This is a genomic window from Sinorhizobium kostiense (genome assembly GCF_017874595.1).
GTDB classification, from domain to species: Bacteria; Pseudomonadota; Alphaproteobacteria; order Rhizobiales; family Rhizobiaceae; genus Sinorhizobium; species Sinorhizobium kostiense.
Genome location: NZ_JAGILA010000001.1, coordinates 965,970 through 992,255 on the forward strand (window position 1 = coordinate 965,970; position 26,286 = coordinate 992,255).

Annotated in this window: 20 protein-coding genes; 16 read left to right on the plus strand and 4 right to left on the minus strand. The window is 61.8% G+C overall.

The annotated features are described in order from the left end of the window. Positions 1-2: 2 nt before the first annotated feature. Positions 3-833, minus strand: a complete 831-nt coding sequence (locus tag J2Z31_RS04355) for an MBL fold metallo-hydrolase (RefSeq protein WP_209600637.1) — start codon at positions 831-833, stop codon at positions 3-5. A gap of 367 nt (positions 834-1,200) precedes the next feature. Between J2Z31_RS04355 and J2Z31_RS04360 the strand changes: the two genes are divergently transcribed. Continuing rightward, positions 1,201-2,400: a DUF3095 domain-containing protein gene (locus J2Z31_RS04360; RefSeq protein WP_209600638.1), complete on the plus strand. Its 1,200-nt coding sequence runs from the start codon at positions 1,201-1,203 to the stop codon at positions 2,398-2,400. 18 nt (positions 2,401-2,418) lie between these two features. Here the strand turns inward: J2Z31_RS04360 and J2Z31_RS04365 are convergent, their stop codons facing one another. Next, on the minus strand, positions 2,419-3,756 hold the full coding sequence (locus J2Z31_RS04365; RefSeq protein ID WP_209600639.1) for a nucleotide sugar dehydrogenase: 1,338 nt from the start codon (positions 3,754-3,756) through the stop codon (positions 2,419-2,421). Between the two features lie 468 nt (positions 3,757-4,224). Here J2Z31_RS04365 and J2Z31_RS04370 point away from each other — a divergent pair, with 468 nt between their 5' ends. The 9 genes from J2Z31_RS04370 (at position 4,225) to J2Z31_RS04410 (ending at position 16,405) form a co-directional block, all read left to right on the plus strand. After that, complete coding sequence (locus J2Z31_RS04370; RefSeq protein WP_209600640.1) at positions 4,225-5,574, plus strand: adenylate/guanylate cyclase domain-containing protein; 1,350 nt, start codon at positions 4,225-4,227, stop codon at positions 5,572-5,574. A gap of 8 nt (positions 5,575-5,582) precedes the next feature. Continuing rightward, positions 5,583-6,548, plus strand: coding sequence for a polysaccharide lyase (locus J2Z31_RS04375; RefSeq protein ID WP_209600641.1), 966 nt, complete (start codon positions 5,583-5,585; stop codon positions 6,546-6,548). 198 nt (positions 6,549-6,746) lie between these two features. Continuing rightward, positions 6,747-8,633 carry an ABC transporter ATP-binding protein gene (locus J2Z31_RS04380; protein ID WP_209600642.1) on the plus strand — a complete coding sequence of 629 codons (1,887 nt, stop codon included), beginning with the start codon at positions 6,747-6,749 and terminating at the stop codon, positions 8,631-8,633. Then, positions 8,630-10,531: an ABC transporter substrate-binding protein gene (locus J2Z31_RS04385; protein WP_209600643.1), complete on the plus strand. Its 1,902-nt coding sequence runs from the start codon at positions 8,630-8,632 to the stop codon at positions 10,529-10,531. The genes J2Z31_RS04380 and J2Z31_RS04385 overlap by 4 nt, the downstream gene beginning before the upstream one ends. Position 10,532: 1 nt before the next feature. Beyond that, entirely contained in the window at positions 10,533-11,531 is a 999-nt protein-coding gene (locus tag J2Z31_RS04390; protein ID WP_209600644.1) for an ABC transporter permease, read from the plus strand. Further along, entirely contained in the window at positions 11,528-12,703 is a 1,176-nt protein-coding gene (locus J2Z31_RS04395; protein WP_209600645.1) for an ABC transporter permease, read from the plus strand. Before J2Z31_RS04390 ends, J2Z31_RS04395 begins: the two co-directional genes overlap by 4 nt. Positions 12,704-12,773: 70 nt before the next feature. Beyond that, positions 12,774-13,988, plus strand: a complete 1,215-nt coding sequence (locus J2Z31_RS04400; RefSeq protein WP_209600646.1) for a glycosyltransferase family protein — start codon at positions 12,774-12,776, stop codon at positions 13,986-13,988. Between the two features lie 6 nt (positions 13,989-13,994). Further along, on the plus strand, positions 13,995-15,242 hold the full coding sequence (locus J2Z31_RS04405; protein ID WP_209600647.1) for a glycosyltransferase family 4 protein: 1,248 nt from the start codon (positions 13,995-13,997) through the stop codon (positions 15,240-15,242). Next, positions 15,224-16,405 carry a glycosyltransferase family protein gene (locus J2Z31_RS04410; protein WP_209600648.1) on the plus strand — a complete coding sequence of 394 codons (1,182 nt, stop codon included), beginning with the start codon at positions 15,224-15,226 and terminating at the stop codon, positions 16,403-16,405. The genes J2Z31_RS04405 and J2Z31_RS04410 overlap by 19 nt, the downstream gene beginning before the upstream one ends. Here J2Z31_RS04410 and J2Z31_RS04415 read toward each other — a convergent pair. After that, positions 16,383-17,057 carry a methyltransferase domain-containing protein gene (locus tag J2Z31_RS04415; RefSeq protein WP_209600649.1) on the minus strand — a complete coding sequence of 225 codons (675 nt, stop codon included), beginning with the start codon at positions 17,055-17,057 and terminating at the stop codon, positions 16,383-16,385. The genes J2Z31_RS04410 and J2Z31_RS04415 overlap by 23 nt on opposite strands. Positions 17,058-17,309: 252 nt before the next feature. Here J2Z31_RS04415 and J2Z31_RS04420 point away from each other — a divergent pair, with 252 nt between their 5' ends. The 3 genes from J2Z31_RS04420 (at position 17,310) to J2Z31_RS04430 (ending at position 21,399) form a co-directional block, all read left to right on the plus strand. Next, positions 17,310-20,021 carry an ABC transporter transmembrane domain-containing protein gene (locus J2Z31_RS04420; protein ID WP_209600650.1) on the plus strand — a complete coding sequence of 904 codons (2,712 nt, stop codon included), beginning with the start codon at positions 17,310-17,312 and terminating at the stop codon, positions 20,019-20,021. Positions 20,022-20,114: 93 nt separating this feature from the next. Then, entirely contained in the window at positions 20,115-20,579 is a 465-nt protein-coding gene (locus tag J2Z31_RS04425) for a Crp/Fnr family transcriptional regulator (RefSeq protein ID WP_209600651.1), read from the plus strand. A 70-nt stretch (positions 20,580-20,649) separates the two neighbouring features. Then, the gene (locus tag J2Z31_RS04430) at positions 20,650-21,399 is read left to right on the plus strand and encodes an FkbM family methyltransferase (protein WP_209600652.1); all 750 of its coding nucleotides are present in this window, start codon (positions 20,650-20,652) and stop codon (positions 21,397-21,399) included. 91 nt (positions 21,400-21,490) lie between these two features. On the opposite strand, the gene J2Z31_RS04435 is transcribed toward J2Z31_RS04430, so the two are convergent. Continuing rightward, the gene (locus J2Z31_RS04435) at positions 21,491-21,991 is read right to left on the minus strand and encodes a PTS sugar transporter subunit IIA (protein WP_209600653.1); all 501 of its coding nucleotides are present in this window, start codon (positions 21,989-21,991) and stop codon (positions 21,491-21,493) included. Positions 21,992-22,241: 250 nt separating this feature from the next. On the opposite strand from J2Z31_RS04435, the gene J2Z31_RS04440 reads away from it, so the two are divergent. The 3 genes from J2Z31_RS04440 to J2Z31_RS04450 are packed head-to-tail and all read left to right on the plus strand — an operon-like array spanning position 22,242 to position 26,277. Then, on the plus strand, positions 22,242-23,534 hold the full coding sequence (locus J2Z31_RS04440) for a cytochrome c (protein ID WP_209600654.1): 1,293 nt from the start codon (positions 22,242-22,244) through the stop codon (positions 23,532-23,534). Positions 23,535-23,539: 5 nt separating this feature from the next. After that, positions 23,540-24,031, plus strand: a complete 492-nt coding sequence (locus tag J2Z31_RS04445; RefSeq protein WP_209600655.1) for a (2Fe-2S)-binding protein — start codon at positions 23,540-23,542, stop codon at positions 24,029-24,031. Then, positions 24,028-26,277, plus strand: a complete 2,250-nt coding sequence (locus tag J2Z31_RS04450) for a xanthine dehydrogenase family protein molybdopterin-binding subunit (RefSeq protein ID WP_209600656.1) — start codon at positions 24,028-24,030, stop codon at positions 26,275-26,277. Before J2Z31_RS04445 ends, J2Z31_RS04450 begins: the two co-directional genes overlap by 4 nt. The last annotated feature ends 9 nt before the right edge of the window (positions 26,278-26,286 follow it).

The window sequence follows — 26,286 nt, forward strand, 5'->3', positions numbered from 1 at the left end:
GATTACAAGTCGATGGATTGGCCGTCGCGCGCGGCGAAGGCGCCGGGAAAGAAGGCCTGCACCTCCTGTTCCATGGCCGCAAGCGCCGCGTCCGTGCGCGACGGGTCGTGGTGGAACATCGCCAGCCGTGGAATACCGGCCGCTTTTGCCAGCCGTGAACCGTGCATTCCGGTCGAATGGCCATAGCCCCGAAAGCCTGCCATTTCCGACTCCAGATAAGTGCAATCGTAGACCATCAGGTCCACCCCAGCGATGAAGTCGAGCAGCGCCGGGTCGAGGACGCCCGGCTCGTGTTCGGTATCATAGATGAGCGCCACCGCCCGCCCGCCCCATTCGACCCTGTAGCCGACGCAGCCACCTGGGTGGACGAGGCTCATCGTTCGAATGGAAACATCCTTTCGGGGGGAAAGCGTATCGCCGGGCCGAAAATCAACGCAGTCCAGGCTTGCCTCGCAGATCGCCGGGCCGACCGGAAACCACGGCGGCCGCATGAATTGGTCGAGCATTTCCTTGGTCGACATATGGCCATGCAGGTGGCCGGACCAGAAGCGCACCGCCGTGCTGCATCGGTAGATCGGTTTGAAATAGGGAAGACCGATGATGTGGTCGTAGTGGGTGTGGGTGAAAAAGACGTCGAATTTCGCAACGCCTTCCGCCATCAGCGAGAGCCCGGCCTCGCGCACGCCCGACCCGGCGTCGAAGATCAAAGCCTCGCCGCCGCATCGGACTTCGATGCAAGATGTGTTACCGCCATAGAGCAGGAATTGCTCGCCGGAAACCGGCAAGCTGCCTCTTACGCCCCAAAACTTCACGCGAAATGTGTTTTCCTGCATTCCAGATTCAGTTCCGCCCTTTCCGCTCGGCACCTTGCCCCGTGCGCGATCTAGACAAGCACAGATTATCACGGTCCTGCAATGGCATTAGAGTAGGACGCGCTCACATAAGCTGACGGCACCGCGCTTTTGGTTGGTTTTTTCAGCAGGCACGGCTTCCTCACCCGGACCGCCCTCTTGAAGCTCCGTCGCCGCGCCCCAACATCAACGATGCCGACGCGAAAAAGGTGTGCACGCATCCGCCGCATCCCGCGCTAACGTCTTACAAGCGATCACGTTTATGATTTTGGGTCGATCCGCCTATAATCATGGCGATCTAGAGGCATCCGAGGCGGCCGACCGCCCGCCAATGAAAGGAACGGCGCTCATGGCTGAGCCGGCCGACATTCAATTCTACACCAATCTCCCGCTCTTCGACGCGTTCGAGCGGGTCGCAGACGAGGCCAATTACCGGCCGCTGCCGGGAGGGTGGCTATTGGCTGTGGCCGACATCGTCGATTCGACGGGGGCGATCGCGGGAGGCCGATACAAGAGCGTCAACATGGCCGGTGCGAGCGTGATCTCCGCCCTGATGAATGCGCTCGACGAGCCAAACCTGCCTTTCGTCTTCGGCGGCGACGGGGCGCTTGCGGCGTTACCGGCGGCGTTGGCGGTCAGGGCGCGTGCGGCACTGGCCGCCGCCAAGACCTGGGTGGCGGAGGAGTTGGGCCTCGAACTGCGCGCCGCGCTCGTGCCGGTCGCCGATGTTCGCGCGCAGGGACTCGATATCCGCGTTGCGCGCTTCAAGGCGAGCGAGGAGGTGTCCTACGCCATGTTTTCCGGCGGTGGTGGCAGTTGGGCCGAGGCGGAAATGAAGGCGGGGCGCTACCATGTCGAAGCGGCGCCGGCCGGTACGCGGCCCGACCTGACAGGGCTTTCGTGCCGCTGGAATCCGATCGGCTCCCGGCATGGCACGATCGTCTCGATCATTGCGCTGCCCGGCGAGCGTGGCAGCGGTCCTGAATTCCAGCGCTTGATCGGTGACATCGTGGCGCTCGCCGAAGGCGAGGAGCGGGGCGGGCACCCGGTTCCGGATGAAGGTCCGCAGCCGCGGCTTTCGATCAAGGGCGTAACAATGGAATCGCGCGCATTTGCGCCGGCTTGGCGGCTGCTTGCCTGGTCTTGGATAGCGCTGCAGAGCTTCGTTTTGTTCCTGTGCTTCCGGCTTGGCTTCAATCTCGGCAGATTCGACGTCGCGCAATATAAGCGCGATCTCGCGAGCAATTCCGATTTCCGCAAATTCGACGACGGGCTTAAGATGACACTCGACGTCAGCGCCGAGCGCCTGCGCCGGATCGAGGAGCGCCTGCGGCAGGGCGTGGAGGTGGGCATCTGCCGTTACGGGTTGCATCAGCAGGATTCGGCCCTCATGACCTGTATCGTCCCCTCGCCGATGAGCCGCGACCACATGCACTTCATCGACGGCGCGGCCGGCGGTTACGCGATGGCCGCACGGAGCCTCAAGGCGAACTTTCCCGGGCGAATGCCGATGGAGCCGCGCGTCTTACCGGACGCGCAACGACAGTAGGCGCGGCCGACGCTTCGCTCATGCCTTGACGATGTGGCCTGCCGCAAGGCCAAGGCGGGCAAATACGTTACGGGTGTCAACGATCAGGGGTGCCCAGCGCGCGAGCGCCGCATAGTCGACGGCATCATGGTCCGTCGCGATCAAGACGGCGTCAAAATCCCGCACGCTCTCCTCGTCGAAGGCAATCGACCGACGACCTTTGAGGTTCTGATGCTCGCGGGTCGAGGGAATCTCCTCGACATGCGGATCGTAGAAACCGGCCTTGCCCCCGCGCTCCTCGATGAGCTCGATCAGCCTGAGCGACGGGCTCTCGCGAATGTCCGGGACGTTCTTCTTGTAGGCGAGGCCGATGATCAGCACCTTCGAGCGGCTGAGCGCCTTTCCCTGCCGGCTGTCGAGCGTTTCTGCGAGGCGACCGACGACGTGACGGGGCATCGCCGAGTTGATCTCGCCGGCGAGCTCGATGAAACGGGTCGGCAGTTCATATTCTCGTGATTTCCAGGTGAGGTAGAACGGATCGATCGGGATGCAGTGCCCGCCGAGTCCGGGACCCGGATAGAAGGGCATGTAACCGAACGGCTTCGTCTTGGCGGCTTCGATCACTTCCCAGATGTCGATGCCCATCGCTTCGTAGACGACCTTGAGTTCGTTGACGAGCGCGATGTTGACGGCCCGGAAGATATTTTCGGTGAGTTTCACCGCCTCGGCCGTCGCATTGGAAGAGACCGGAACGACGGTCGAGACCACCGCGCCGTAGAAGCGTTCCATCAGCGTTGCGGCGAGGGGGCCGTCGCCGGCTACCACCTTGGGGATGTTGTCGGTCTGAAAGGTCCGGTTGCCCGGATCCTCGCGTTCCGGCGAGAAGCCGAGGAAGAAATCCGTGCCGGATTTAAGACCCGTATCCTCCAGGATCGAGCGCACGATGCCGTCGGTCGTTCCAGGATAGGTGGTCGATTCAAGCACGACGAGCTGTCCAGGCCGCAAGCCCTCGGCGATCGAGCGCGACGTCTTTTCCACGAACGAAAGGTCCGGGTCGCGGTGTTTGTTGAGCGGCGTCGGAACGCAGATGACGATCACGTCGCAGGAGGCGAGCTTCGCGAAATCGGTGGTCGAGCGGAACCGTCCGGCGGACGCCTCCCGGCCAAGAGCCTCATGCGACACCGCTTCGATATAGGAACGGCCGCTGTCGAGAGCGACGATCTTTGCGGGGTCGATGTCAAAGCCGGTCACTGGAAAGCCGGCACGCGCGATCGCAATCGCGAGCGGCAGGCCGACATAGCCGAGCCCGATGACGCCGACCTGGGCCGTGCGCGCTGAGATCGATTGGAGGAGCCGGTCGTGATGTGGGGAGGTCAAGATTCGCTTCCAGATATTGAGGCGGCCTTTTGTGAGCCGCCGTTTCGGTTCCGATTTGTTGGCGGTAACGCCGCCGCAAGTCAAGCATCGGCCTGAAACTGCGGACAACCCTAGCAATTACAGGGTGTTAAACGAGCCATCGTTCCGTGTAACATTTTGACGGCGACAAAATTTGCGGGCGTCTCTGGAAATTCAGTTCGGCGGTGAATATCTGCACCGCAGCTTCTGGCGACCGAGCACGGACCGACACAGCCGGCAGAAGCTTTTCATTTCGACGGCGCAACCTCCATGCTGCTCCGGGCGGGGCGAGTGCTCGTCACTCGTCTGCGGGAACAGCGGGCATAGCCGATATACGGCGCGGCGGCTCTTATCAGACGCGCCGCTCTAGCACTTTGAATTGCTGCATGTCCTGTCCTTGGATCGAGGTCGACTTTAGGAGACATGCAGCAGCGATGATGAGGATACGCAATGAGCCCGACCAATGGCACTGTTTCCGAGATCCTCCTGGACAAGGTCGCGGACTGGCTCATGCGCACCTCGCTCAGCGACGAGTCGCTGGAGACGATCGTACGCGGTTTCTGTGAGCGTCTGGCGGCGGCGGGGCTGCCGCTCATGCGAGTCCACTTGTCCTTCTCTATGCTGCACCCGCTCTACGACGCCCTCGGGTTCACGTGGTGGCGGGGCCGGGGTATGGAAGTGAGCGGCTTGCGCCATGAGGATTTGGCGCGCAATCCGGACCGCTTCCTGCGCAGCCCCTACTATTATCTGCTGAGCAACAATCTCGACCACGTGCGCCGTCGCATCGATCCGGCTCAACCGTCGGAATTTCCGATTTTCGACGAACTGAAGGATCAGGGGGCGACCGACTATATCGCCTTCATGCAGCCGCTCGGGGCCGAATCCGAACATGGCATGGTTGGTTCCTGGACGACCGATCGCCACGGAGGCTTCACGGACGATGTGATCGCCGCACTGCTCAGGCTGCAGAACCACTTGGCGGTCGCGGCAAAGGTCGCGGTGCTCGGCAAGCTCGCCGACAACATGCTGACGACCTATCTCGGCGCCAATGCCGGACGGCGCGTCATGAGCGGCCAAGTCCGGCGCGGCGACGGCGAAACGGTTCGCGCGGCCCTGGTGATGGCGGACATGCGCGACTCTACCATGCTGGCGGAGAAGGAAGGGCGTCAGGCCTACATCGAGACACTCAACGGATTTTTCGATGCGATTGCCACGCCGTTCAACCGAAATGGCGGGCAGATCCTGAGCTTCATCGGCGACGGCTTCATTGCCGTCTATCCTTGCGGACGGCACAAGGAGCCTTCGGAGCTGGCGAGCCGCGAGGCTTTTGCCGCGGTCGGGACGGCGAGCGCCCGCATGGCCGCTCTCAATGCCGAGCGCGGGAAACAGGGCCGCGAACCGATCGGCTACGGCATCGGCCTGCATGTGGGCAACGTCATGTTCGGCAATGTCGGCCTTCGCGACCGCCTGACCTTCTCAGTCTTCGGCTCGGCGGTGAACGAGGTGCAGCGGCTTCAGAGCCTTACGAGGAAATACGGTCACAGCGTCGTCGCGAGCGAAGCTTTCGTGAACTATTGCGGTGGCGATTGGCTTGCTCTCGGCGAGGAGACGTTGCGCGGCGTGCGGCAGAAATTCACCGTGCTTCACCCACGCGATGCCACCCTTGCTGCGATCGCGGAGGAGCGCGCTGAGGATGCGATGGAGGATGGACTTTCCGAAGCGGAGCATGTCATGCTGCTTTATCGCAACAAGAAACAACTGCCCGGCCCGCGCGGCCTGATCGATAAGATGCTTCAATGAGAGGTTCGATGTTTCGCATAGCTTTGGTCGCTGCCATTGTCGTTCTGTCAGGCGTTGCGGGCGCCCAATCGTCGGAGCCGCAGGCGTCGCCGCAGCGCAAGCTCGTCGACGGCTTCGAAGGCCGGGACTTCGCCCCCGAAGGCGGGCTCTACTACCGCGAGAATTTCGAGCAGAGCGCCGGCACCTACGAGTTCCAGAGCCTGGTGAAGAGGACCGGCACTGGGGGACTGAAGCTCAGTGTCGTCCCTCATTGTCCGAACCTGAACGACGGTTGCAGCGAACGGGCGGAAATCTGGGAGAAGACGGAACTGCGCGTCCCCTATGATCAGGGCGTGTGGTACGGCTTTGCGGTCAATTTCGACGACCCCGTGCCGAACGGCGATCACCGCTACCTCATCGCTCAATGGAAGCGTGAGATCATCCCCGGCGCCGAAGGCGATTTCAGCCCGTTCCTCGCGCTGCGCATGGAACTCGGCAAGCTCTTTGCAACCGTCGAGACCAATTATCTGCCGCCGGTGTCGACAGGCCGCGAGAATGTCGCGGCGCGCTGCGGGCCAGGCGAGGTTCCCGTCTGGCTGCGGCCGGACGTCAATCAGATGCGCATTCTGGCCGCAACCGACGGCAACTGGAAAGCGGAGGACGGCAGCCTATTCAATTCCTGTACGAACGCGGTAACAATCACCGACCATGGCAATCCGCTGCCCGATCCGAAATCCGGCTGGATCGACTTTGTCGTTTACACCAAGCCCGGCCCTGACGGCACGGGACACATCGAACTCTATGCCAACGGTAAGCCGATCGTGACCGTGAAGGGCCATATCGGCCACGCCGACGAGGGTCTCGGTAAGAACCAGTATTTCAAGTTCGGTCCGTATCGCGCCGCGGATACCACGCAGTGGACGCTTTATTACGACGACTTCCGCCGTTCGCCACATTGTGCCGACGTCCTGACCGGCGGCGTTTGCCCGTTCTAAATCAGCGGCAAGACTTCTCCTCTCCGTTGACACATTTGCCGGGTCTGCTGGACAGCCAGTTGAAGCTAGGCTACTGTTTTTGCTGCAGCGGGCAATGCTTCTGTCGGACGCGTGAAGTCGCTGTAACACTTGGCGTTGCTTGCATAATTTTCAACTAAGAAAATTATGCAAGCAGGGGCATGAGGAAAGCATGTTGCAATGACTTCGGGAGCGGACCTGCTGCGGGTTGAGGGTCTGCGGATCACATTCTCCGTGCTTGGCGGCGACGTAAATGCCGTCCGGGGAGCAAGCTTCAGGATTTTGCCGGGAAAGGTGACCGCCCTCGTCGGTGAGTCCGGCTCGGGAAAGTCGGCGATAAGCCAGGCAATCATGGGCATCCTGCCGACCGTGGCGAAGGTCAGCGGGCGGGTCCTGTTCAACGACCCGAAGGCGGCTGGACCGGTCGAGCTATTGGCGCTGGAGCCTGACGGGCGCGAGATCCACGAGATTCGCGGAGCCCGGATCAGCAAGATTTTCCAGGAACCCATGACCTCGCTGTCACCGCTCCACACGATCGGGAACCAAATTTCCGAGGTGTTGCAAATTCATACCGAGGCGGATGGAGCCGAGCGGCGACAAAGGACCGAGCAGCTCCTCGGCTATGTCGGCTTTGGCGACCCGAAGCGGGCCTATGACATGTACCCGTTCGAGCTCTCCGGCGGCATGCGGCAGCGGGCGATGATCGCAATGGCGCTGATCTGTCGTCCGGCGCTGTTGATTGCCGACGAGCCGACGACGGCGCTCGACGTCACGGTCCAGGCGCAGATCCTGCAACTCCTGCGTGAGCTCCAGGCAAAGATGAACATGGCGATGCTGCTGATCACGCATGATCTCGGGGTCGTGGCCAACATGGCCGATGAGGTCGTGGTCATCTATCACGGCGAAGTCGTCGAGGCCGGGCCGGTGGATGCGATCTTCCGCAACCCGCAACATCCTTACCTCAAGGGACTGATGGCCGCGGTGCCGCATTTCGACATGAAGCCCGGCGAACGCCTGAAGGCGCTTCGAGAGGTGCCGGTCAAGGCCGGAACGCTGATCGGAGGGGAGGCGAAGCGGGCGTCGGGGCCGGATATCCTGGTGTCCGTCCGTAACCTGTCGAAGACCTTCACCACGCGCAGTTCCGGCTGGTTCGGCGGCGATGAGGAGTCCCGCCATCGCGCCATCGACCATGTCAGTTTCGACATCCGCCGCGGCGAGTGCCTGGGGCTCGTCGGCGAAAGCGGCTGCGGCAAGACGACGGTAAGCAAGATCCTGATGCGGGCGGTGACGCCCGACAGCGGATCGATAACCTTCGACGAGGGCGAAGGGCCCGTCGACGTGCTGAAGCTCGACGGCGCGGAATTGAAAGCGTTGCGCTCGAAGATCCAGATGGTCTTCCAGGACCCGGTATCTTCGCTGTCTCCGCGGATGACGGTCAAGAACATCCTGAGCGAACCGCTCGAGATCCATGGGCGGGGAACGCCGCTGTCGCGGGTTGAAACCGTCCGTTCCCTGTTGCAGGCGGTCGGCCTCGATCAGCGGTTCATCAACCGTTATCCCCACAGCTTCTCCGGCGGGCAGAGGCAGCGTATCGGCATTGCTCGCGCGCTCGCGCTGTTGCCGCAGCTGCTGATCTGCGACGAACCCGTTTCGGCCCTTGACGTTTCGGTGCAGGCGCAGATCCTCAATCTCCTCAAGGATCTGCAGAAGGAGCTCGGTCTGACGATGCTCTTCATCTCACACAATCTCGCCGTGGTCGACTACATGGCGGACCGGATCGCCGTCATGTGCGCGGGCAGGATCGTGGAGCTGGCGCCGCGCGAAGTGCTGATGCGGGATCCGGTCCATCCCTATACGAAATCGCTGCTTGCCGCCGTGCCCTATCCCGATCTCGATCGCAAGCTGGATTTCGATTCGCTCCAGAGGAGCGGGGGGTCGGATCAGCGGCAATGGGGAGCACAGTTCTCCGATGGCGGCGAGAAGGATGCGCTGTCTCCCGCCCATCTCGGTGGCGGCCACTATGTGCTCGCCCGCAAATCGGTGGATGCCAGGGAGCTACGGTCGTGATCACCCGAAGAACCGCGCTTGCGATGCTCGCCTCGACCGCGCTGCCGAGGACGCTGCTCGGCGCCGCGCGCGAAAATGATGCCCTCGCGCCTGCCGTTGCCGAAGGCAAGCTGCCGCCGCTCGCCGAGCGGCTGCCGAAAACGCCGCGGGTAATCAACGTCGCGGCGATGGGACGGGAACCTGGCCGGCATGGCGGCAGGATCCGCATGCTGATCGGCAGCGCGAAGGATATTCGCCTGATGACCATTTATGGCTATGCCCGTTTGGTCGGTTATGACGAGCATCTCAAGCTTCATCCCGATGTTCTTGAAAGCTATGAGGTGGTGGAGGATCGCATCTTCACCTTCCGCCTGCGCGAAGGCCACAAGTGGTCGGATGGCACGCCGCTGACGGCGGAGGACTTTCGCTACTGCTGGGAGGATGTCCTCCTCAACGAGGACCTGTCGCCGGCGGGCCTACCGACGGCGATGGTCATCGACGGCGAGGCGGCGAAGTTCGAGGTCCTCGACGAGCGTACCGTGCGCTACTCATGGTCGGTGCCCAATCCGGACTTCCTGCAGAAACTCGCGGCGCCGCAGCCATTGGTCATTGCCATGCCGGCTGCTTACCTCAAGCAGTTTCACGAGAAGTACCAGGACGAGGAAAAGCTGAAGGAAATCCTCGAGGCGGAGCGGCTGAACAAGTGGAGCAAGGTCCACATGCGTATGGCGCGCTCCTACCGGCCGGAAAATCCGGATTTGCCGACGCTCGATCCCTGGCGCAATACCACACCGCTCCCGGCCGAACAATTCGTCTTCGAGCGCAATCCCTATTTCCACCGGGTGGACGAAAACGGCCTGCAACTGCCCTATATCGACCGCTTCGTGCTGAGCGTCAGCTCGTCCGCCCTCATTCCGGCCAAGGCCGGCACGGGCGAGAGCGACCTGCAGGCGGCCGGCATCGACTTCGTCGACTACACCTATCTCAAGGACGCGGAGAAACGCTATCCGGTCGAGGTCAAGCTTTGGAAGAAGATCCAAGGCTCGCGCCTTGCGCTGCTTCCGAACCTCAACTGCGCCGATCCGGTTTGGCGGCCGCTGCTCAGGGACGTGCGCGTCCGCAGAGCCCTGTCGCTGGCGATCGACAGGCACGAAATCAACATGGCTATGTTCTACGGCCTGGCGAACGAGAGTGCCGATACGGTCCTGCCGGAGAGCCCACTCTACGAGCCCAGGTTTGCCAATGCCTGGATCGCCCACGACCCGGATCGGGCCAATGCGCTGCTCGACGAAGTAGGTCTCCTTGTGCGGGACAGCGACGGCATCCGCATACTGCCCGATGGCCGCAGGGCGCAGATCGTGGTGGAAACGCCCGGCGAAGGCACGCTCGATACGGATGTGCTGCAACTCATCGCCGATTACTGGCAGAAGATCGGCATATCGCTCTTCATCCGCACCTCCCAGCGCGATACCTTCCGCAGCCGCGCCGTCGGTGGCGAGATCATCATGTCGATGTGGTTCGGGATCGACAACGGCGTGCCGACCGCGGACATGAATCCGGGTCAGCTCGCCCCGACCGCGGATGACCAGTTGCAATGGCCGGTCTGGGGCCTGAACTATATTTCCCATGGCGAAATGGGTGTGGCGCCCGAATTGCCGCCGGTGGTCGAGCTGCTTAAGCGGCTCAAGCGCTGGAGGCTTTCCTCGGACGCAGCCGAGCGGGAGGAAGTCTGGAAGGAGATGTTGTCCATCTACACGGACCAGGTTTTCTCGATAGGCCTCGTCAACGGCTCGCTACAGCCGATTCTCGTCACCAAGAAGCTGCGCAACTTCCCGGAGGAGGGGCTGTACGGCTTCGATCCGACGAGCTACTTCGGCGTCTACAAGACCGATACGTTCTGGCTGGACGAGGGCAACTGACATGCTTCGCTACATCCTCTGGCGTATCGCTGTCATGGTGCCAACCCTCATCATCATTTCCGCGCTCGTTTTTACCATCATTGAGCTGCCGCCGGGCGACTATTTCGAAAGCTACATTGCCGAGCTCCGCGCCCAGGGGGAGGGCGTCGACATGGAGCAGATCGAGGCGCTGCGCAAGGAGTACGGCTTCGACCAGCCGGCGGTGCTGCGCTACGTCTACTGGGTCGGCGGCATGCTGCAGGGCGACTTCGGCTATTCCTTCGAATACCAGCTGCCGGTGAGCGAGGTCGTTGGCGACCGGCTGTGGCTGACAATTCTCGTCTCCTTCTTCACGATCGCCTTCACCTGGATCATCGCCTTCCCGATCGGCATCTATGCTGCCACGCATCAATATAGCTGGGGCGATTACGGCCTTTCGCTGGTCGGCCTCATCGGCATCGCGGTTCCGAACTTCATGCTGGCGCTGATCCTTATGTATTTCGCCAATATCTGGTTCGGCACCTCGATCGGCCACCTGATGGATCAGAAGTATCTCTCCGAGCCGATGAGCTGGGAGAAGGCGAAGTCGATTCTCGAACACATCTGGATACCGGTCGTCATCATCGGTGCGGCAGGGACCGCCGGCATGATCCGGCGCTTGCGCGCCAACCTGCTCGACGAGCTTCAGAAGCAATATGTCGTGACCGCGAGGGCCAAGGGCCTCCCGCCGACAAAGACGCTGCTTAAATATCCGCTGCGCATGGCGCTCAACTTCTTCATCTCCGATATCGGCTCGATCCTGCCGGCGATCATCTCCGGCGCCGAGATCACGGCGATCGTGCTCTCGCTCGAAACCACCGGGCCGATGCTGATAAAGGCCTTGCAAAGCCAGGACATGTACCTCGCCGGATCGTTTCTGATGTTCCTGGCATTCCTCACCGTCATCGGCGTCCTGATTTCGGACCTGGCACTCGCCATCCTGGACCCGCGAATCCGCTTGCAAGGCAGGAGCACCAAGTGACGTCACCGATTCCCGCGCCTGGCGAACCCCTGCCGCATTACGTTTCGACCGCTCCCTTCGATCCCTATTCGGTCGAGGCGATGACCGAGGAGCAGGAGCGCGTCAACCAGGCGTCGCAATTGCGGCTGATGTGGTGGAAGTTCAAACGCCACAGGCTGGCGCTGGCGTCGGGCATTTTCCTCGCCGTGCTCTACGGCATGATCCTCATCTGCGAGTTCCTCGCGCCCTACAACCTGCACACCCGCAATGTCGACTTCATCTACGCGCCGCCGCAGCGGGTCCACTTCTTTCATGAAGGCAACTTCATCGGGCCTTTCGTCTATGGCCGGACGATGACGCTCGACATGGACACGTTGAAACGGAACTATGCGGACGATCCGTCGGACCTAGAGCCGATTCGCTTCTTCTGTCGCGGCGACAGCTATCGTTTCTGGGGGCTTTTCGAGAGCGACTGGCATCTTGTCTGTCCGGCGGAAGACGGCCAGCTCTTCCTCCTCGGCACGGACAGGCTCGGCCGCGACGTGCTGTCGCGCATCATCTACGGTGCGCGGATCTCGCTGACGATCGGCCTCCTCGGCATTACCGTCAGCTTCGTCCTCGGCATTGCCATCGGGGGGCTTGCCGGATACCACGGCGGGATTTTCGACCTCGTTGTCCAGCGGCTGATCGAGGTGCTGCAGTCGATCCCCAGCATCCCCCTCTGGCTGTCGCTTGCGGCGATCATGCCGGCGACCTGGAGCCCGCTCCTGATCTATCTCGGCATCACCGTCATTCTTGGGCTTCTCGACTGGACCGGTTTGGCTCGTGCGGTCCGATCGAAGCTGCTCGCGCTCAGGGAAGAGGATTACGTTCTTGCGGCGCAATTGATGGGGGCCAGGAGCGGCCGCATCATCGGGCGGCACCTCGTGCCGGGCTTCATGTCCCACTTGATCGCGACCGCGACCATCTCCATCCCCGGCATGATCCTTGGCGAAACCGCGCTGAGCTTTCTCGGCCTGGGTCTGCGCCCGCCGATCACCAGTTGGGGCATTCTCCTGACGGAGGCGAGAAGCGTCAGCGTCATTGCCTTCTACCCATGGCTGCTGTTGCCGACTATACCTGTCATTCTTGTGATATTGGCGTTCAACTTCCTGGGAGACGGGTTGCGCGACGCCGCCGATCCCTACAAATAGCCCCTATCACTCCTCCCGGGCCTAAGGGCGCTGCAGCGGCAACGCTTCAACTAGAGAAAGGGTTCTAGGCATGACACGGCGTTTCGAAGATGCCCGGATCCTCATGTACAGTCATGACACCTTCGGACTTGGTCATCTGAGGCGCTGCCGCGCGATCGCGCATGCGCTGGTCGAGGACTATAGGGGCTTGCAGATTCTTATCATTTCCGGCGCGACGATTGCCGGCGCCTTCGACTACCGCGCCCGTGTTGATTTCGTGAAGATCCCGAGCGTCATCAAGCTTCGCAACGGCGAGTATACCTCGCTCGACCGGCACATCGAACTGCACGAGACGCTGAAGATGCGCCAGTCGATCATCCGTTCGACTGCGGAAACCTTCAAGCCGGACATCTTCATCGTCGACAAGGAGCCGATGGGACTGCGCGGTGAAGTCGAGGAGACCCTGACCTATTTGAAGACACACGGCACCAGGTTGGTGCTCGGCCTCCGCGATATCATGGATGCGCCGCATCTGCTCGAAGCCGAATGGAAACGCCGCGACACGATGCGCAAGATCGAGCAGTTCTACGATTCGATCTGGGTCTATGGCCCTCCGGATTTCTACGATCCGCTTGTCGGTCTGGAGGTTCCGGCGACCGTTCGCGACCGCATGAATTTCGTCGGATTTCTGCAAAGAGGCGTTCCGAAAGACGATGCGCCGAGCCACAGGCCCGAGGGCGATTACATTCTGGTCACGACCGGCGGCGGCGGTGACGGCGCCGACCTCATCCACGACGTCATTCATGCCTATCAGCAGGACCCGGAACTCACCTTCAATGCCCTCGTCGTGCTTGGCCCCTACATGCCGGCCAAGAAGCGCAACAAGCTGATCCGAAAGGGGAGCAGCATCCCCTTCATCAGGATGATCGAATTCGACAACCGCATGGAGGAACTGGTCGCCGGCGCCAAGGGCGTCGTCTCGATGGGCGGCTACAACACCTATTGCGAGATCCTGTCTTTCGACAAGCCGGCGCTGATCGTGCCGCGGCTGCAGCCGCGCGAGGAGCAGTTGATCCGCGCCCAACGCGCGTCCGCACTTGGCCTCGTCGACATGTTGTTGCCGCACGAGGCGGAAGATCCGCTGCGGTTCGCCGCGGCGATCAAGGCTTTGCCTGACCGGGCGCCGCCGTCGCACCGCGCCAACGGCCTCAGACTTGAAGGCCTCGTGCACATATCCGAGATCGTCGGAGATTGGCTCGATCACAGATCGAAACAGCACTTGAGCATCGTAAAGCAGACAATCTGAAATCCCGTGTCGCCACATAGAAAGATTGCCGTTGTCCTGAAAGGCTATCCGCGCCTTTCGGAGACATTCATCGCACAGGAACTGCTCGGCCTCGAGAGGGCGGGGCACGAGCTCGTGCTCGTCGCCCTCCGCCGCCCGACCGACCGCAAGCGCCATCCGGTCCATGACGAGATACGGGCTGAGGTTCACTATCTGCCGGAGTATCTGCACGACGAGCCCTGGCGCGTCTTTCGCGCCCTCCTTCGGACGGCGCCGAGGGCCGGCTTCTGGCGCGCACTCGGTCCGTTTCTCCGCGACCTCCGTCGCGACAGGACGCGAAACCGTGTCCGCCGCTTCGGCCAGGCGTTGGTGCTCGTTGCCGAGTGGCCGGGCGATGCGCGCTGGCTGCATGCGCATTTCATCCACACGCCCGCATCGGTGACGGCCTATGCAAGTCTCATGGCGGGCGTCCCTTGGACTTGCTCGGCGCACGCGAAGGACATCTGGACCTCGTCCGACTGGGAGCTTTCGGAAAAACTCGGCGGTGCCCGCTGGACGGTTACCTGCACCAGGACCGGCTTTGAGCACCTGAGCAGCCTCGCGGAAGAAAAGTCCCGGGTGCATCTGAGCTATCACGGCCTCGATCTCGACCGGTTCCCGGTGTTCGAGGGCAACCATTCGAAGCGCGACGGCTCCGATCCCGCCGATCCGGTTCGCATCGTCAGCGTCGGGCGGGCGGTCGCCAAGAAGGGGTACGACGTTCTTCTGAAGGCGCTATCGCTGCTGCCCGCGCAACTCCATTGGCGCTTTGATCACATCGGAGCGGGCGACCTGACGAAGGAGCTTCGCGCCATGGCCGGCAATCTGGGAATTGCGGATCGGGTTCGCTGGGACGGGGCTCTCGACCAAAAGGACGTTCTTGCCCGCTACCGCGAGAGCGACGTCTTCGCGCTTGCCTGCCGGATCGCCTCCGATGGCGATCGCGACGGCCTGCCTAACGTTCTGGTCGAGGCATCGAGCCAGCGCCTCGCCTGCGTGTCGACGGCCGTATCCGGGGTTCCGGAACTCATCGAACACGGCAGGAATGGCGTGGTAGTGCCGCCGGAAGACCCAAGTGCGCTCGCCAAGGCACTGGAGCAATTGATCCGCGATCCTGACCTCAGGCAACGGCTTGGCAGTGCCGCGGAAGAGCGCGTGCGCTCCGATTTCGATCATCATTCGAGCGTTCGGCAATTGAGCGAACTTTTCCGGGACGAATGGAGCAAGGCATCTTGAGGGAACGTCGCGTTTTCTTTTACGTGCAGCACCTGCTCGGGATCGGGCACCTGGCGCGGGCAAGCCGCATTGCCAAGGCGCTTGTCGAGCGGGATTTCGACGTGACAATGGTGACCGGCGGTCTGCCTCTGCCCGGCTTCCCGGGCGAAGGGGTGAAGACGATCGCCCTGCCGGCAGTCGCGGCCGGCGACAAGGGCTTCTCTGGTCTCAGCGACGCCGCCGGCAATCCACTGACGTCCGCTTTCCGGGAGCACCGCAAGGACCTGCTGATCGACGCCTTTCGGCGTGCAGAGCCGGACATCGTCATCATCGAGGCGTTTCCTTTCGGCCGCCGGCAGATGCGTTTCGAACTCCTGCCATTGCTCGAAGCGATTGCCGCCATGGAAAAGCGGCCGCTGGTCGCGACCTCGCTGCGCGACATCCTGCAGGAGCGGACGAAACCCGGGCGAGCCGAGGAGACGGTCGAGCTCGTGAAAGCCCATTTTGACCTGGTGCTCGTGCACGGCGACCCGGCTTTTGCACGAATCGAGGAGACCTTTCCGCTCGCGCGCGAGATCGAGGACAAGGTCGTCTATACGGGCCTCGTCGCGCCTCCGCCGCCGGCCGCGCCGTTGGAAACATTTGACATAGTGGTTTCGGCGGGCGGCGGTGCGGTCGGCAAGGAGCTGATCGGCTCGGCCCTCGAGGCCGCGCGGCTCCTGCCTGAGGCATTGCGCTGGTGCCTGGTGACCGGACCCAACCTGCCGGAAGCGGATTTCGATGCGCTTGCCGCGTCGGCGCCGGCGAGCGTCAACCTCTTCCGTTTTCGGCAGGATTTTGCCAGCCTGCTTGCGGGCGCGCGCCTTTCCGTCTCTCAGGCCGGCTACAACACCGTCTGCGACATCCTTCGCGCCGGATGCGGCTCGCTGCTGATCCCGTTCACCGCCGGCGGCGAAACGGAGCAGAGCACGCGTGCGGAACGGCTCGAAAGGCTCGGCCTTGCGTCCGTTCTGCCGGAAGAGGGCATCACGCCGCCTGAACTCGCGCGCCGGATCGAAACGATGCTCGCCCTGCCGCGGCCGGACATCCCTCCGCTCGACCTCGACGGGGCGATGAAGACGGCCGTGATCCTCGGCGATCGGCTGCAGCGGGGAGGGTCCGTCAGACCGTCCCGATCAGCATGAAGCGCGTGTATTTCCTCATCGGCAGGGCACCGGCGAAGTCGATATGGGTGAGGCCGGCCTGGGTGCGAAACTCGTCGAGCGAGGAAACGCAGTTTATGTGGGTCGGCTCGCTGAAATAATCGTTCGACTGCAAGAGGATGCGCGTGCCGGGTGGCAGGAGGCCGAGCCAACCCCTAAGGTCGGCGATGTGTTCGCAGCTCGTATTGACGATCAGGTCGGCCTGAAGGCTCGAATAATCGAGAGCATACATGTCCGCCGTCAACGCGCGGAATCTCTCGCCGAATCCGGAGTTGAGGGTGTGCGCGACCTTCTCCACTGCCGGGTCTATGTCGTAGCTGATGGCCGCGCCGATTTCGAAGCGACGATCATCGAGCAGCATCGCCGGCAGGATGCCGTACCAACCGCCAAGCACCGCGATCTTCCGGTAGGCCGGACCGACGCTTTCCAGCAGTTTGTCGCGCGCCCATAGCTTGCAGCCGACCTGCTTATGGTTGAACGCATTGGCGATATTGGCTTCAGGATGCCTGGCGATTACCTTCGCGATGCCATCCACCAGCAAGCTGCCCGAGTAAAAGGCGAGCCCCCGGACGAGGTCGTAGGCATTCTCGTGCCAATCTGCGGACGGGGCGGGGGAGTGGCTGGCATGCGTCATGCGGCTGTTGTAAGCTCGCGGATAGACGAGCGCAAGCGGCGCAGACTACCACCGGAACCCGGTTGCTGGCGGGAGAGTCGCGGGCGGAAGTTTGCTTGCCGAATGCCTTACGGGTCTGATGCCGAGCGCGCTCACGATTTTGGCGGAGCGGGTCATTGAAGATCAGAGGGAAAGGGACCATTTTGCGGCATGCGTCCGCCGTCGGGGCGTCCATACGATCGCAAATTTTTGAGTAGGTTTCATTGCCGGCCCATGGAAACACGTCTTTCCCGTTACATATGGACTCATACCCGCAAGCAGCAGCTGTGGATCCTGCTGGTCGTGGCGCTTTCGATGGTGCCGTATTTCCTGTCCTTCGATTTGCCGAAGCGGATCGTCAACGGTCCCATCCAGGGCCAGGGGTTCGAAGAACCCGGATCGACTCAGCGTTTCATGCCGATTTCGTTCGAGCTGCCTTTTTTCGGGGAGGTCACTCTGTTTTCGGGTATCGAACTCGGTCGGCAAGAGACGCTTCTTGCGTTGAGCCTCGTCTTCCTCCTGCTCGTGATCATCAACGGGCTCTTCAAGTTCTACATCAACACCTATAAGGGCCGGCTGGGAGAGCGCCTGCTGCGGCGCATCCGTTTCGAACTCGTCGACCGGGTGCTGCGCTTTCCGCCCAAACACCTGAAACGTGTGAAGCCCGCCGAAATCGCGACCATGATCAAGGACGAGGTCGAGCCCATGGGCGGCTTCACCGGCGACGCCTTCGTCCAGCCGGCGCTACTTGGCGGGCAGGCACTGACGGCGCTGGTCTTCATCCTTATCCAGAGCTTCTGGCTTGGCGTCATCGCGGCGGTGATCGTCGCCGTACAGGCGCTCATCATCCCGCGCATGCGCAGGCGGTTGCTCGTGCTTGGCCGCGAACGCCAATTGACGGCGCGTGAGCTCTCCGGCCGCGTCAGCGAGATCGTCGACGGAATCGGCACGATCCGCGGGCATGACACCTCCAATTACGAGCGGGCCGACATCGCCGCGCGCCTCGGCCGGATCTTCAAGATCCGCTATGACATTTACCAGTGGAAGTTCCTGGTAAAGTTCCTCAACAATTTCCTGGCGCAGGTCACGCCGTTCCTGTTCTATTCGATCGGCGGCTACTTCGCGCTGCAGGGGCGGCTCGATATCGGCCAACTCGTCGCGGTGATTGGCGCCTACAAGGACCTGCCCGGCCCGCTCAAGGAGCTGATCGACTGGGACCAGGCACGCCAGGACGTGCAGGTGAAATACGCGCAAGTGGTTGAGCAGTTCAGCGTCGAACCGTTGATCCACCCCAAGGTGCAGGAGCTTTCGGTCGGTGCGGCGGCGCCGCTCTCCGGCGCGCTAGCAGCGGTCAACCTATCCGTCGCCGACGAGGGCGGGGCGAGGATCATCGAGCATGTATCCTTGCAGGTTCGCCCGAACGAGACGGTGGCGATTACCGGCGGGACCGGTGGCGGCGGGGAGGCCCTTGCGGAGGCCTTCGGCCGGCTGACCTGGCCGGAAAGCGGGCGGATCGTCGTCGGCGATACCGATATCCACGAACTGCCGGAGGCGATCGTCGGCCGACGGATCTCCTACGCCTCGTCGGAGGTCTATACCTTCCAGGGCAGTCTCGGAGACAACCTTCTCTATGGTCTCAAGCACGCGCCATTGACGGATGTCGCCTATGACGGCGACAAGGCCGCGCATCGCCGGTGGGAATTGCTCGAAGCCAAACTCGCCGGCAATCCGTCGCTCGATCTCAACAGCGACTGGATCGACTATGCCGCCGCGGGCGCGAGCGGGCCCGATGATCTCTTCGCCAAGATCAGGGCGGTTCTCGACGTCGTTCTGCTGACCAACGACATATTGGCGCTTGCGGTCCGCTCCACTATCGATCCGGCCGTACACGCCGCCTTCGCCAGCGAGATCGTCGACATGCGTGGGGCGCTGCGCCGGCGCCTCGAGGCCGAAAAGCTCAGCGACCTCGTCGTGTTCTTCGAGCCCGGATCCTACAATATAGAAGCCACCATCGGCGAAAACCTGCTGTTCGGCACGATCACGGATCGGGCAAGGTGGGAGAAGGTGCTGGAGACCCATCCTTTCTTCAAAACGGTGCTGAAGAGGGCAGGGCTGCACGAGACCTTCTACGAAATGGGACTGGAGATTGCCGAGAACGTCGTCGAGCTCTTCCGCGACCTGCCTCCGGATCACCCGTTCTTCCAGCAACTCACTTTCATGAGCAGCGAGGAGATCCCGGTTTATGAGACGCTTCTGCAGAAGCTCCGGGGTCGCCCCATCGATCAGGTCTCCGAAGAGGACGCGATCCGGATCATCCGGCTTTGCTTCGGCTATATCGAGCCCCGGCATCGCTTCGGTCTCTTGACCGACGAGATGATGGAAAAGATCGTCGAGGCGCGGCGCGAATTCAGCGACGGGCTTCCCGACGATCTCGCCGGCATCATCGAGCATTATCAGCCGAACCGCTACATGGCCTCTGCCAGCATCATCGACAACGTGCTGTTCGGCCGCATCGGCCATAAGCATACCGACGGCTCGGACAGGATTCGGGCGATCGTGCGTGATCTTTTCGAGTCGCTTGGCCTCTATGACAAGGTGCTTGCCTTCGGCCTCGATTTCGACGTCGGGGCCGGCGGCAAGCGCTTGACGGCAAGTCAGCGGCAAAAGCTCAACCTGGCGAGGACCCTCATCCGCCTTTCGGACTTCTACATCTTCAATCAGCCGCTGCTCGCCCTCGACCAGCGCACGCAGGACCAGATCACGCGCAACGTCTTTTCCTTCCTGCGGGCGGAAGAGCGGAATCCGGCCATCCTATGGGTTCTTTCCAACCCGGCGCTTTCTGACCTTTTCGACCGCGTGGCGCATTTCGAGAACGGACGCCTGGTGGAAGACAAGTCTGTTGAAACCTCTCGAGATGACAGCGACTATAAGGAACTGGCATCTTGATGTAATATTCTTGTTGCGAGGCAGGCATATTTCCCGGCCGGTCGGGAGGGACGCTGTTTGCGCCCGCGATAAAACTCGGAGAAGCGGACTGATATGCTCCTGAAAGACGAAGTGGAAATGCTGCGCCGGATCCCGTTGTTTTCCGGACTGCCGCCTGCGAAGCTGAAGCTTCTCGCCTTCACCTCCGACCGGGTGATGTTTAGTGCCGGAGAGAACCTGTTTCATCAGGGTGACATCGGCGATGCCGCGTACGTCATCCTTTCCGGCAAGGCGGACGTTCTGGTCTCGACGCCCGGCGGACAGTTGAAAGTGGCGGAGGTGGAAGAGAATTCGATCGTGGGCGAAATCGCCATTCTCTGCAATACACCGCGCACCGCCACGCTCACGACGACCGCGCCCCTCGAGGCGCTTCGCATCCGCAAGGACGATTTCCTGAAGCTTTTGGCAGATTTTCCGGAGATGGCCGTGGAGATCATGCGCGTGCTTGCCGATCGCCTCAGCCAAACGACGTCCGAGCTGACCGAAGCCCGAAGCCGCGCTCAGCGTGTGGAGGCGTGAGCCCTTCCGTCTCGGGTGATTTTCGCTGGAACCGGTTCCGAATCCGCGGATGATGCGGTAGAGAAGCGCGATGCGCGCGATCACCTATTTTCAGAAGACCGTCTATTTTCCCGAACAGCCGGAAAAGAAGCGCTTCTTCTCTCGACTGCAGGCTGGAGAGTGGGAGCCGGGTACGTTTCGCAACATTGAACGCCTGGTCGACGACAACACGACCTTCATCGATATAGGCGGGTGGATTGGCGTTACTCCCTACTGGGCCGCGCAGCTTGCGAACAATGTCATCGTCGTTGAACCTGACCCGGTATGTTTCGATATCCTGACGCGGATGCAGCCTGAGAATGCCGGCGAGGTGGAACTCGTCAACTCCGCGCTATCCGAAGACGAATCCCTGGTGCTTCACTCCGTCGGCGGCAGCTTCGGCAGCTCGGAGACCTCGGCGCTGATCGCCGACGACACGGGGATGGCGATTACCGCAAGGACGGTGACGATTCTCGAGCTTCAGGCAAAAGCGAAGACCAAGCGCATCTGCTTCAAGATCGACATAGAAGGCTATGAATACAAGGCGGTCGAGCAGTTTCGGGCAATCGACCGGGAGAGGACCGCAGGGGTGCTGCTTGCCGTGCACCCGCAAATCTTTTCCGCCTCGCTCTCCGGTCCAGCGATCCTGCGCGCGGTCCGCACATTGGCGGCGACGATCCGTCTTATCCGAAGCTTCGAGGGTTTCAGGTTGGAGAATTCGTCGGTGATCTGGACGGCGCTGCGCAAGTCACTCGCGAGAGGCGAATTCAGAGGCTTCGACCTACTCTTCGTTTCGAAGTAGCGGTCTCACAAACGCCTACAGCGTCAGCATCAGCAATGGGCTACCCCGTGAAATTCGTTCGGATAGGAGAGGGCGATTGCGATTTCACTGATCAGTGGCGATCTAGCAGGGGCGCAGGATTGGAGGAAAACATGCCTTCGGGGTTTGAGAAAGAGTGAAGCACCATCATTGCCTCAGTTTTAGAAACGGCGTTCCGGAGCCCCTGTAGAATTCGGTCCGTCCTGAACAGGCGGCTGTATCTGGCAAGTGACGGTAAGAAGCCGTCCTGGTGGTCCTGCGGCCAAAGCATCGCTAGAATAATGTCGACCGGCTCATCATCCGGTGCTCCAAATTCAATCCCCTGGCGAAGTGTGGTGAGCAGTTTTGAGGGTGAGCGGAGCTTAGGCACGAGTGCATGAGGCAGAGCGAATCCTCCACCAAAGTCGGTTGCTCCGAGAGCCTCACGGGTCAGAAGATGCTCAAGAATGACGTTTGCCGCGATACCAGTCCGCTCCGATGTTTCGCATGCGATTAGCTGAAATGCGGATCGCTTGTCCTGGCATTGTGCCTTGATGATTACTTCCCGTTCCCAGTGGAACTCATCTATACGCATTGCTTCTCTCGATTTTGAGAGCACATATTATATCATGGCATGACATGTCATGCCATGATATAATATGAAGACGCTGGCGAGCAAAGGCTGACGCTGGCGAGCAAAGGCCACGGTAGCGTGGTCAACAGCTGTACATAGTCATCTCGGTCCGGCGAGAATTGTGGCTGCCGGAGGCCTTCGACGCCTGGAACCTTCTGAGAGGGCCGCGAGTTGGAAGCCACTACGGAATCCTCTCGATAGGAGGCCTTCGATGAAGGTTCTCTACGGAATTGCCGTCGCACTTCTCGTGCTTGCCGCGGCAGCCGTCGCCTACGCGGTCAGTCCGCGTGCGATCGAGGCCGTCAAGCGCCCCGATCCGCAGAGCTTCGACGGGGCCACCGTTGCCCATGGCGAACGATTGGCACTCATCGGAAATTGCGCCGAGTGTCACACAGCCGAGCAGGGTGAAGCCTATGCAGGCGGCCGGGCGATTCCCACTCCCTTCGGCACCATCTACGCGACAAATATCACGCCGGACCCGGAGACAGGCATCGGCACATGGTCACGAGAAGCCTTTCGCCGGTCGATGTACGAAGGGCTCGACAGAGAGGGAGAACACCTCTATCCGGCCTTTCCCTATCATCATTTCACAAAGGTGCTGCCGGAGGACATCGACGCCCTCTACGCCTATCTCATGACGCGCGAGCCCGTGCGGAACGAGGCGCCGGCAAACGAGCTCAGATTCCCATTCAACCTCAGGCCATTGTTGGCCGGGTGGAAACTGCTCTATCTCGACAACGGGCGCTTCGCCGGTCTCGCCGATGCGGACGAGAAGGTGAATCGCGGCGCTTATCTTGTCCAGGGGCTGGCACATTGCGGCGGCTGCCACACACCTCGCAATGCTCTCCAGGCCGAAAAAAAGGACGAGTTCCTTCAGGGCGAGGTCACCGAAAACTGGTACGCTCCCGCGATTTCTGGCGATGTCCCGGCGGCGGTGAAATGGAGCGAAAATCAACTCGCCGATTATCTGACTGGCCGATGGGTCGAGCAGCACGGTGTCGCCCTCGGCGCCATGGCGCCGGTCGCCCATAATCTCTCGCGCGTCACCGACGAAGACGTCGTAGCGATCTCCGCCTATATCGCCTCGCTCATGGAAGACGATACCGCCGAGACCGATGCCGAGATCACCGGCGCGGTGGGCGAGCGGCCGGATAGCGGCGACGTCGGAGCAGTCATCTATGCCGGCGCTTGCGCGGTTTGCCACGACGCGAGCCCCTCACCTTTCGCGGCCGGTTTGCCCCTTGCCTTCAGCACGTCGCTGCGCATCCCGACGCCGCTGAACCTGATCCAAATCATAGAGAACGGCGTGAAGCCGCCCGAAGGCCAGCCAGGCCGCTATATGCCAGGTTTTGCCGGCGCTCTGACGGACGAGCAGCTCGTGGCGCTTGCCTCTTATCTGCGCGGGCGGTTCACCGGGCGCGATCCCTGGGCGGATATCGATAGCGTCGTCAAGGCAACCGCCACTGAAGGAAGTGCCGGGGCCGAGATATCCAATGCGGAGTGAGACAAATGATCACCCTGAGAGTGAACGGCAGTACATTCGATACCGACAGCGATCCTGAGACGCCGCTCCTCTACGTTTTGCGTAATGAGATGGAGCTCAATGGTGCGAAGTTCGGCTGCGGCTTGGGTCAGTGCGGCTCTTGCACGGTGCTCGCCGACAACAGGCCCATCTTTTCCTGCCTCACCCCGATCGCCATGCTATCGGAACGCGAGATCACGACGCTCGAAGGTCTCGGCTCGATCGATGATCCCGGGCCGGTACAGCGCGCCTTCATTGAGGAGCAGGCCGCACAATGCGGCTATTGCATTCCCGGCATGATCATGCGCGCGCATGCCCTTCTGCTGCAGAATTCCGCTCCCGACGAAGCCGCCATCCGCGAGGCCCTTGAGCCTTCGCTCTGTCGCTGCGGAACGCATTTGCGCATCCTGCGCGCCGTGCACCGGGCGAGCGATGGCTTTCAGGAACAAACATCTGCTGCTGGGGAGAGCACTCAATGAACGCCCTTGGCCAATTGAAATTCCCGCGCCGCTCGCTTCTCAAGGGGGGTGGCGCACTGGTACTGTATTTCGCTATATCGCCTGCGCGGGTGCTTCTAGCCCAGGAAGGCGCCCCGACCGCAGCCCCTTCCGCCGAGCTTCCAGGAAGCCTGTCCGAATATCCGTTCCTCGATGCGTGGATTCGCATCGACAGCGACGACACTATTACCGTTTTCACCGGTAAGGCCGAGCTCGGACAGGGCATCCGGACAGCTCTCACCCAGGTCGCAGCCGAACAGCTCAAGGTGGACTTCCCCCGCATCAAGCTTCTCACCGCCGACACGGCGCAGACGCCGAACGAGGGCTACACGGCCGCCAGCCATTCCATGGAAAAGAGCGGCACTGCTATTCTGCACGCGGCAGCCTATCTCCGCCGCACGATAATCGGACTTGCTGCAGAGGAACTTGGTGTCGCAGCGGACAATCTCAAGGTCGAGGACGGCATTGTCGTCAGCAGCGCCGGCGAAAGACGAAGTTACGGACAACTCGTAAGCGGACGGTCGCTTCATGTGACGGTAAACGACCAAAGCGAATTCTTCGCGCCCGATAGCTATACCGTCATGGGACAATCGGTGCCACGGGTCGACATTCCGGGCAAGCTCACCGGGAAGCCGTCCTACGTCCACGACCTGCGATTGGGCGGCATGGTCCACGCGCGCATCGTGCGTCCGCCGAGACGTGGCGCGCGCCTTGCCAAGCTCGATACGTCGGAGGTCGACCGGATGCCCGGCGTCCTCAGGGTTGTGCGTGACAGCAACTATCTTGGCGTGATCGCAGAGGGCGAGTTCCAAGCGATCAAAGCGATGCAGGCGCTTCAGGCGGCCGCGCAGTGGGAGGGAGGCACCTCGTTGCCGTCCGATACCGACATCTACGGCCATCTGATGCAACTGCCGGCCGACATCAGTGTGATTAATGGGCCACAAACTCCCCAATCACCCCCGGAGGGGGCGAAGATCGTCGAAGCCACCTACACGCGACCGTACCAGATGCACGGTTCCATCGGGCCGTCCTGCGCAGTCGGTCTCTTCCAGAATGATCAGCTCACCATCTGGAGCCACACCCAGGGTGTTTACCCGGACCGTGCTGCGATTGCCGAGATGACTGGCATGGACGAGCAATCGGTTCACCTCATCCACATGGAGGGCGCTGGCTGTTATGGCCACAACGGCGCCGACGACGCGGCGGCCGATGCCGCCCTGCTGGCGCGCGCGCTGCCCGACCGCCCCGTTCGCATTCAGTGGATGCGCGACCACGAGCATCAATGGGAACCCTATGGCTCGGCCATGATCGTGAGAGCAAAGGGCTCGGTGTCCGGCACTGGCGACATTTCGAGCTGGAATTACGAAGTCTGGAGCAATCCCCACACCACAAGACCCGGCCCTGCGGGAAACCTTCTGCCAGCGCAACTGATTTCCGGCGCCTTTAAACCGGAAGCGCCCACCAATATCCCGCAACCAGCCGGCGGCGCGGACCGAAACGCCGTTCCGGAATACCGAATCCCGAATGCTCGCGTTGTCGAACACTTCATCGCCGAAATGCCGTTGCGTACATCGGCCCTGCGCTCTCTCGGCGCCTATATGAACGTCTTTGCGTTGGAAAGCTTCGTGGACGAACTGGCGCTCGCCGCCGGCGTGGATCCGGTGGAGTTCCGGCTTGCCCGTCTCGAAGACCCACGCGCGAGGCACGTCGTGACGACGGTTGCCGACGCATTTGACTGGACCGGCTGGAAGCGAGAGCCGGGACGCGGACGCGGCTTTGCCTATGCCCGTTACAAGAACCTCGCCGCCTACTGCGCCGTCGCCATCGATCTGGACGTGGATCGGGCAACTGGGCGCATCAAGCTCGGCAGTGCTGTGGCGGCCTGCGACAGTGGTCAGGCGGTCAATCCTGACGGCATCCGCAACCAGATCGAGGGCGGCCTGGTGCAATCGGCCAGTTGGACTCTCTTCGAGCAGGTCCACTTCAACGCCGATGGTGTGCAATCGGTGGATTGGGCTGGCTATCCAATCATGCGCTTTCCGTCAGTGCCGGCGGCGGTGGAGGTTCATGTCGTCGATCGTCCAGGAGAGCCTTTCCTCGGCACCGGCGAGGCCTCGCAAGGGCCGGCCGCGGCGGCAATCGCCAATGCTGTGGCGGATGCCATTGGCGCGCGTATTCGAGACCTGCCGCTCCTGCCGGAGCGAGTACGCACCGCCATGCGTGGGTGACGGAAAAGA

Excerpts from the sequence above, each read along its gene's own strand:
- J2Z31_RS04425 (WP_209600651.1), top strand. The coding sequence starts at position 20,115 with ATGCTCCTGAAAGACGAAGTGGAAATGCTGCGCCGGATCCCGTTGTTT.
- J2Z31_RS04355 (WP_209600637.1), bottom strand. The coding sequence starts at position 833 with ATGCAGGAAAACACATTTCGCGTGAAGTTTTGGGGCGTAAGAGGCAGC.
- J2Z31_RS04420 (WP_209600650.1), top strand. The coding sequence starts at position 17,310 with ATGGAAACACGTCTTTCCCGTTACATATGGACTCATACCCGCAAGCAG.
- J2Z31_RS04435 (WP_209600653.1), bottom strand. The coding sequence starts at position 21,991 with ATGCGTATAGATGAGTTCCACTGGGAACGGGAAGTAATCATCAAGGCA.
- J2Z31_RS04430 (WP_209600652.1), top strand. The coding sequence starts at position 20,650 with ATGCGCGCGATCACCTATTTTCAGAAGACCGTCTATTTTCCCGAACAG.
- J2Z31_RS04375 (WP_209600641.1), top strand. The coding sequence starts at position 5,583 with ATGTTTCGCATAGCTTTGGTCGCTGCCATTGTCGTTCTGTCAGGCGTT.
- J2Z31_RS04415 (WP_209600649.1), bottom strand. The coding sequence starts at position 17,057 with ATGACGCATGCCAGCCACTCCCCCGCCCCGTCCGCAGATTGGCACGAG.
- J2Z31_RS04440 (WP_209600654.1), top strand. The coding sequence starts at position 22,242 with ATGAAGGTTCTCTACGGAATTGCCGTCGCACTTCTCGTGCTTGCCGCG.
- J2Z31_RS04390 (WP_209600644.1), top strand. The coding sequence starts at position 10,533 with ATGCTTCGCTACATCCTCTGGCGTATCGCTGTCATGGTGCCAACCCTC.
- J2Z31_RS04445 (WP_209600655.1), top strand. The coding sequence starts at position 23,540 with ATGATCACCCTGAGAGTGAACGGCAGTACATTCGATACCGACAGCGAT.
- J2Z31_RS04410 (WP_209600648.1), top strand. The coding sequence starts at position 15,224 with ATGGAGCAAGGCATCTTGAGGGAACGTCGCGTTTTCTTTTACGTGCAG.
- J2Z31_RS04450 (WP_209600656.1), top strand. The coding sequence starts at position 24,028 with ATGAACGCCCTTGGCCAATTGAAATTCCCGCGCCGCTCGCTTCTCAAG.
- J2Z31_RS04360 (WP_209600638.1), top strand. The coding sequence starts at position 1,201 with ATGGCTGAGCCGGCCGACATTCAATTCTACACCAATCTCCCGCTCTTC.
- J2Z31_RS04370 (WP_209600640.1), top strand. The coding sequence starts at position 4,225 with ATGAGCCCGACCAATGGCACTGTTTCCGAGATCCTCCTGGACAAGGTC.
- J2Z31_RS04380 (WP_209600642.1), top strand. The coding sequence starts at position 6,747 with ATGACTTCGGGAGCGGACCTGCTGCGGGTTGAGGGTCTGCGGATCACA.
- J2Z31_RS04400 (WP_209600646.1), top strand. The coding sequence starts at position 12,774 with ATGACACGGCGTTTCGAAGATGCCCGGATCCTCATGTACAGTCATGAC.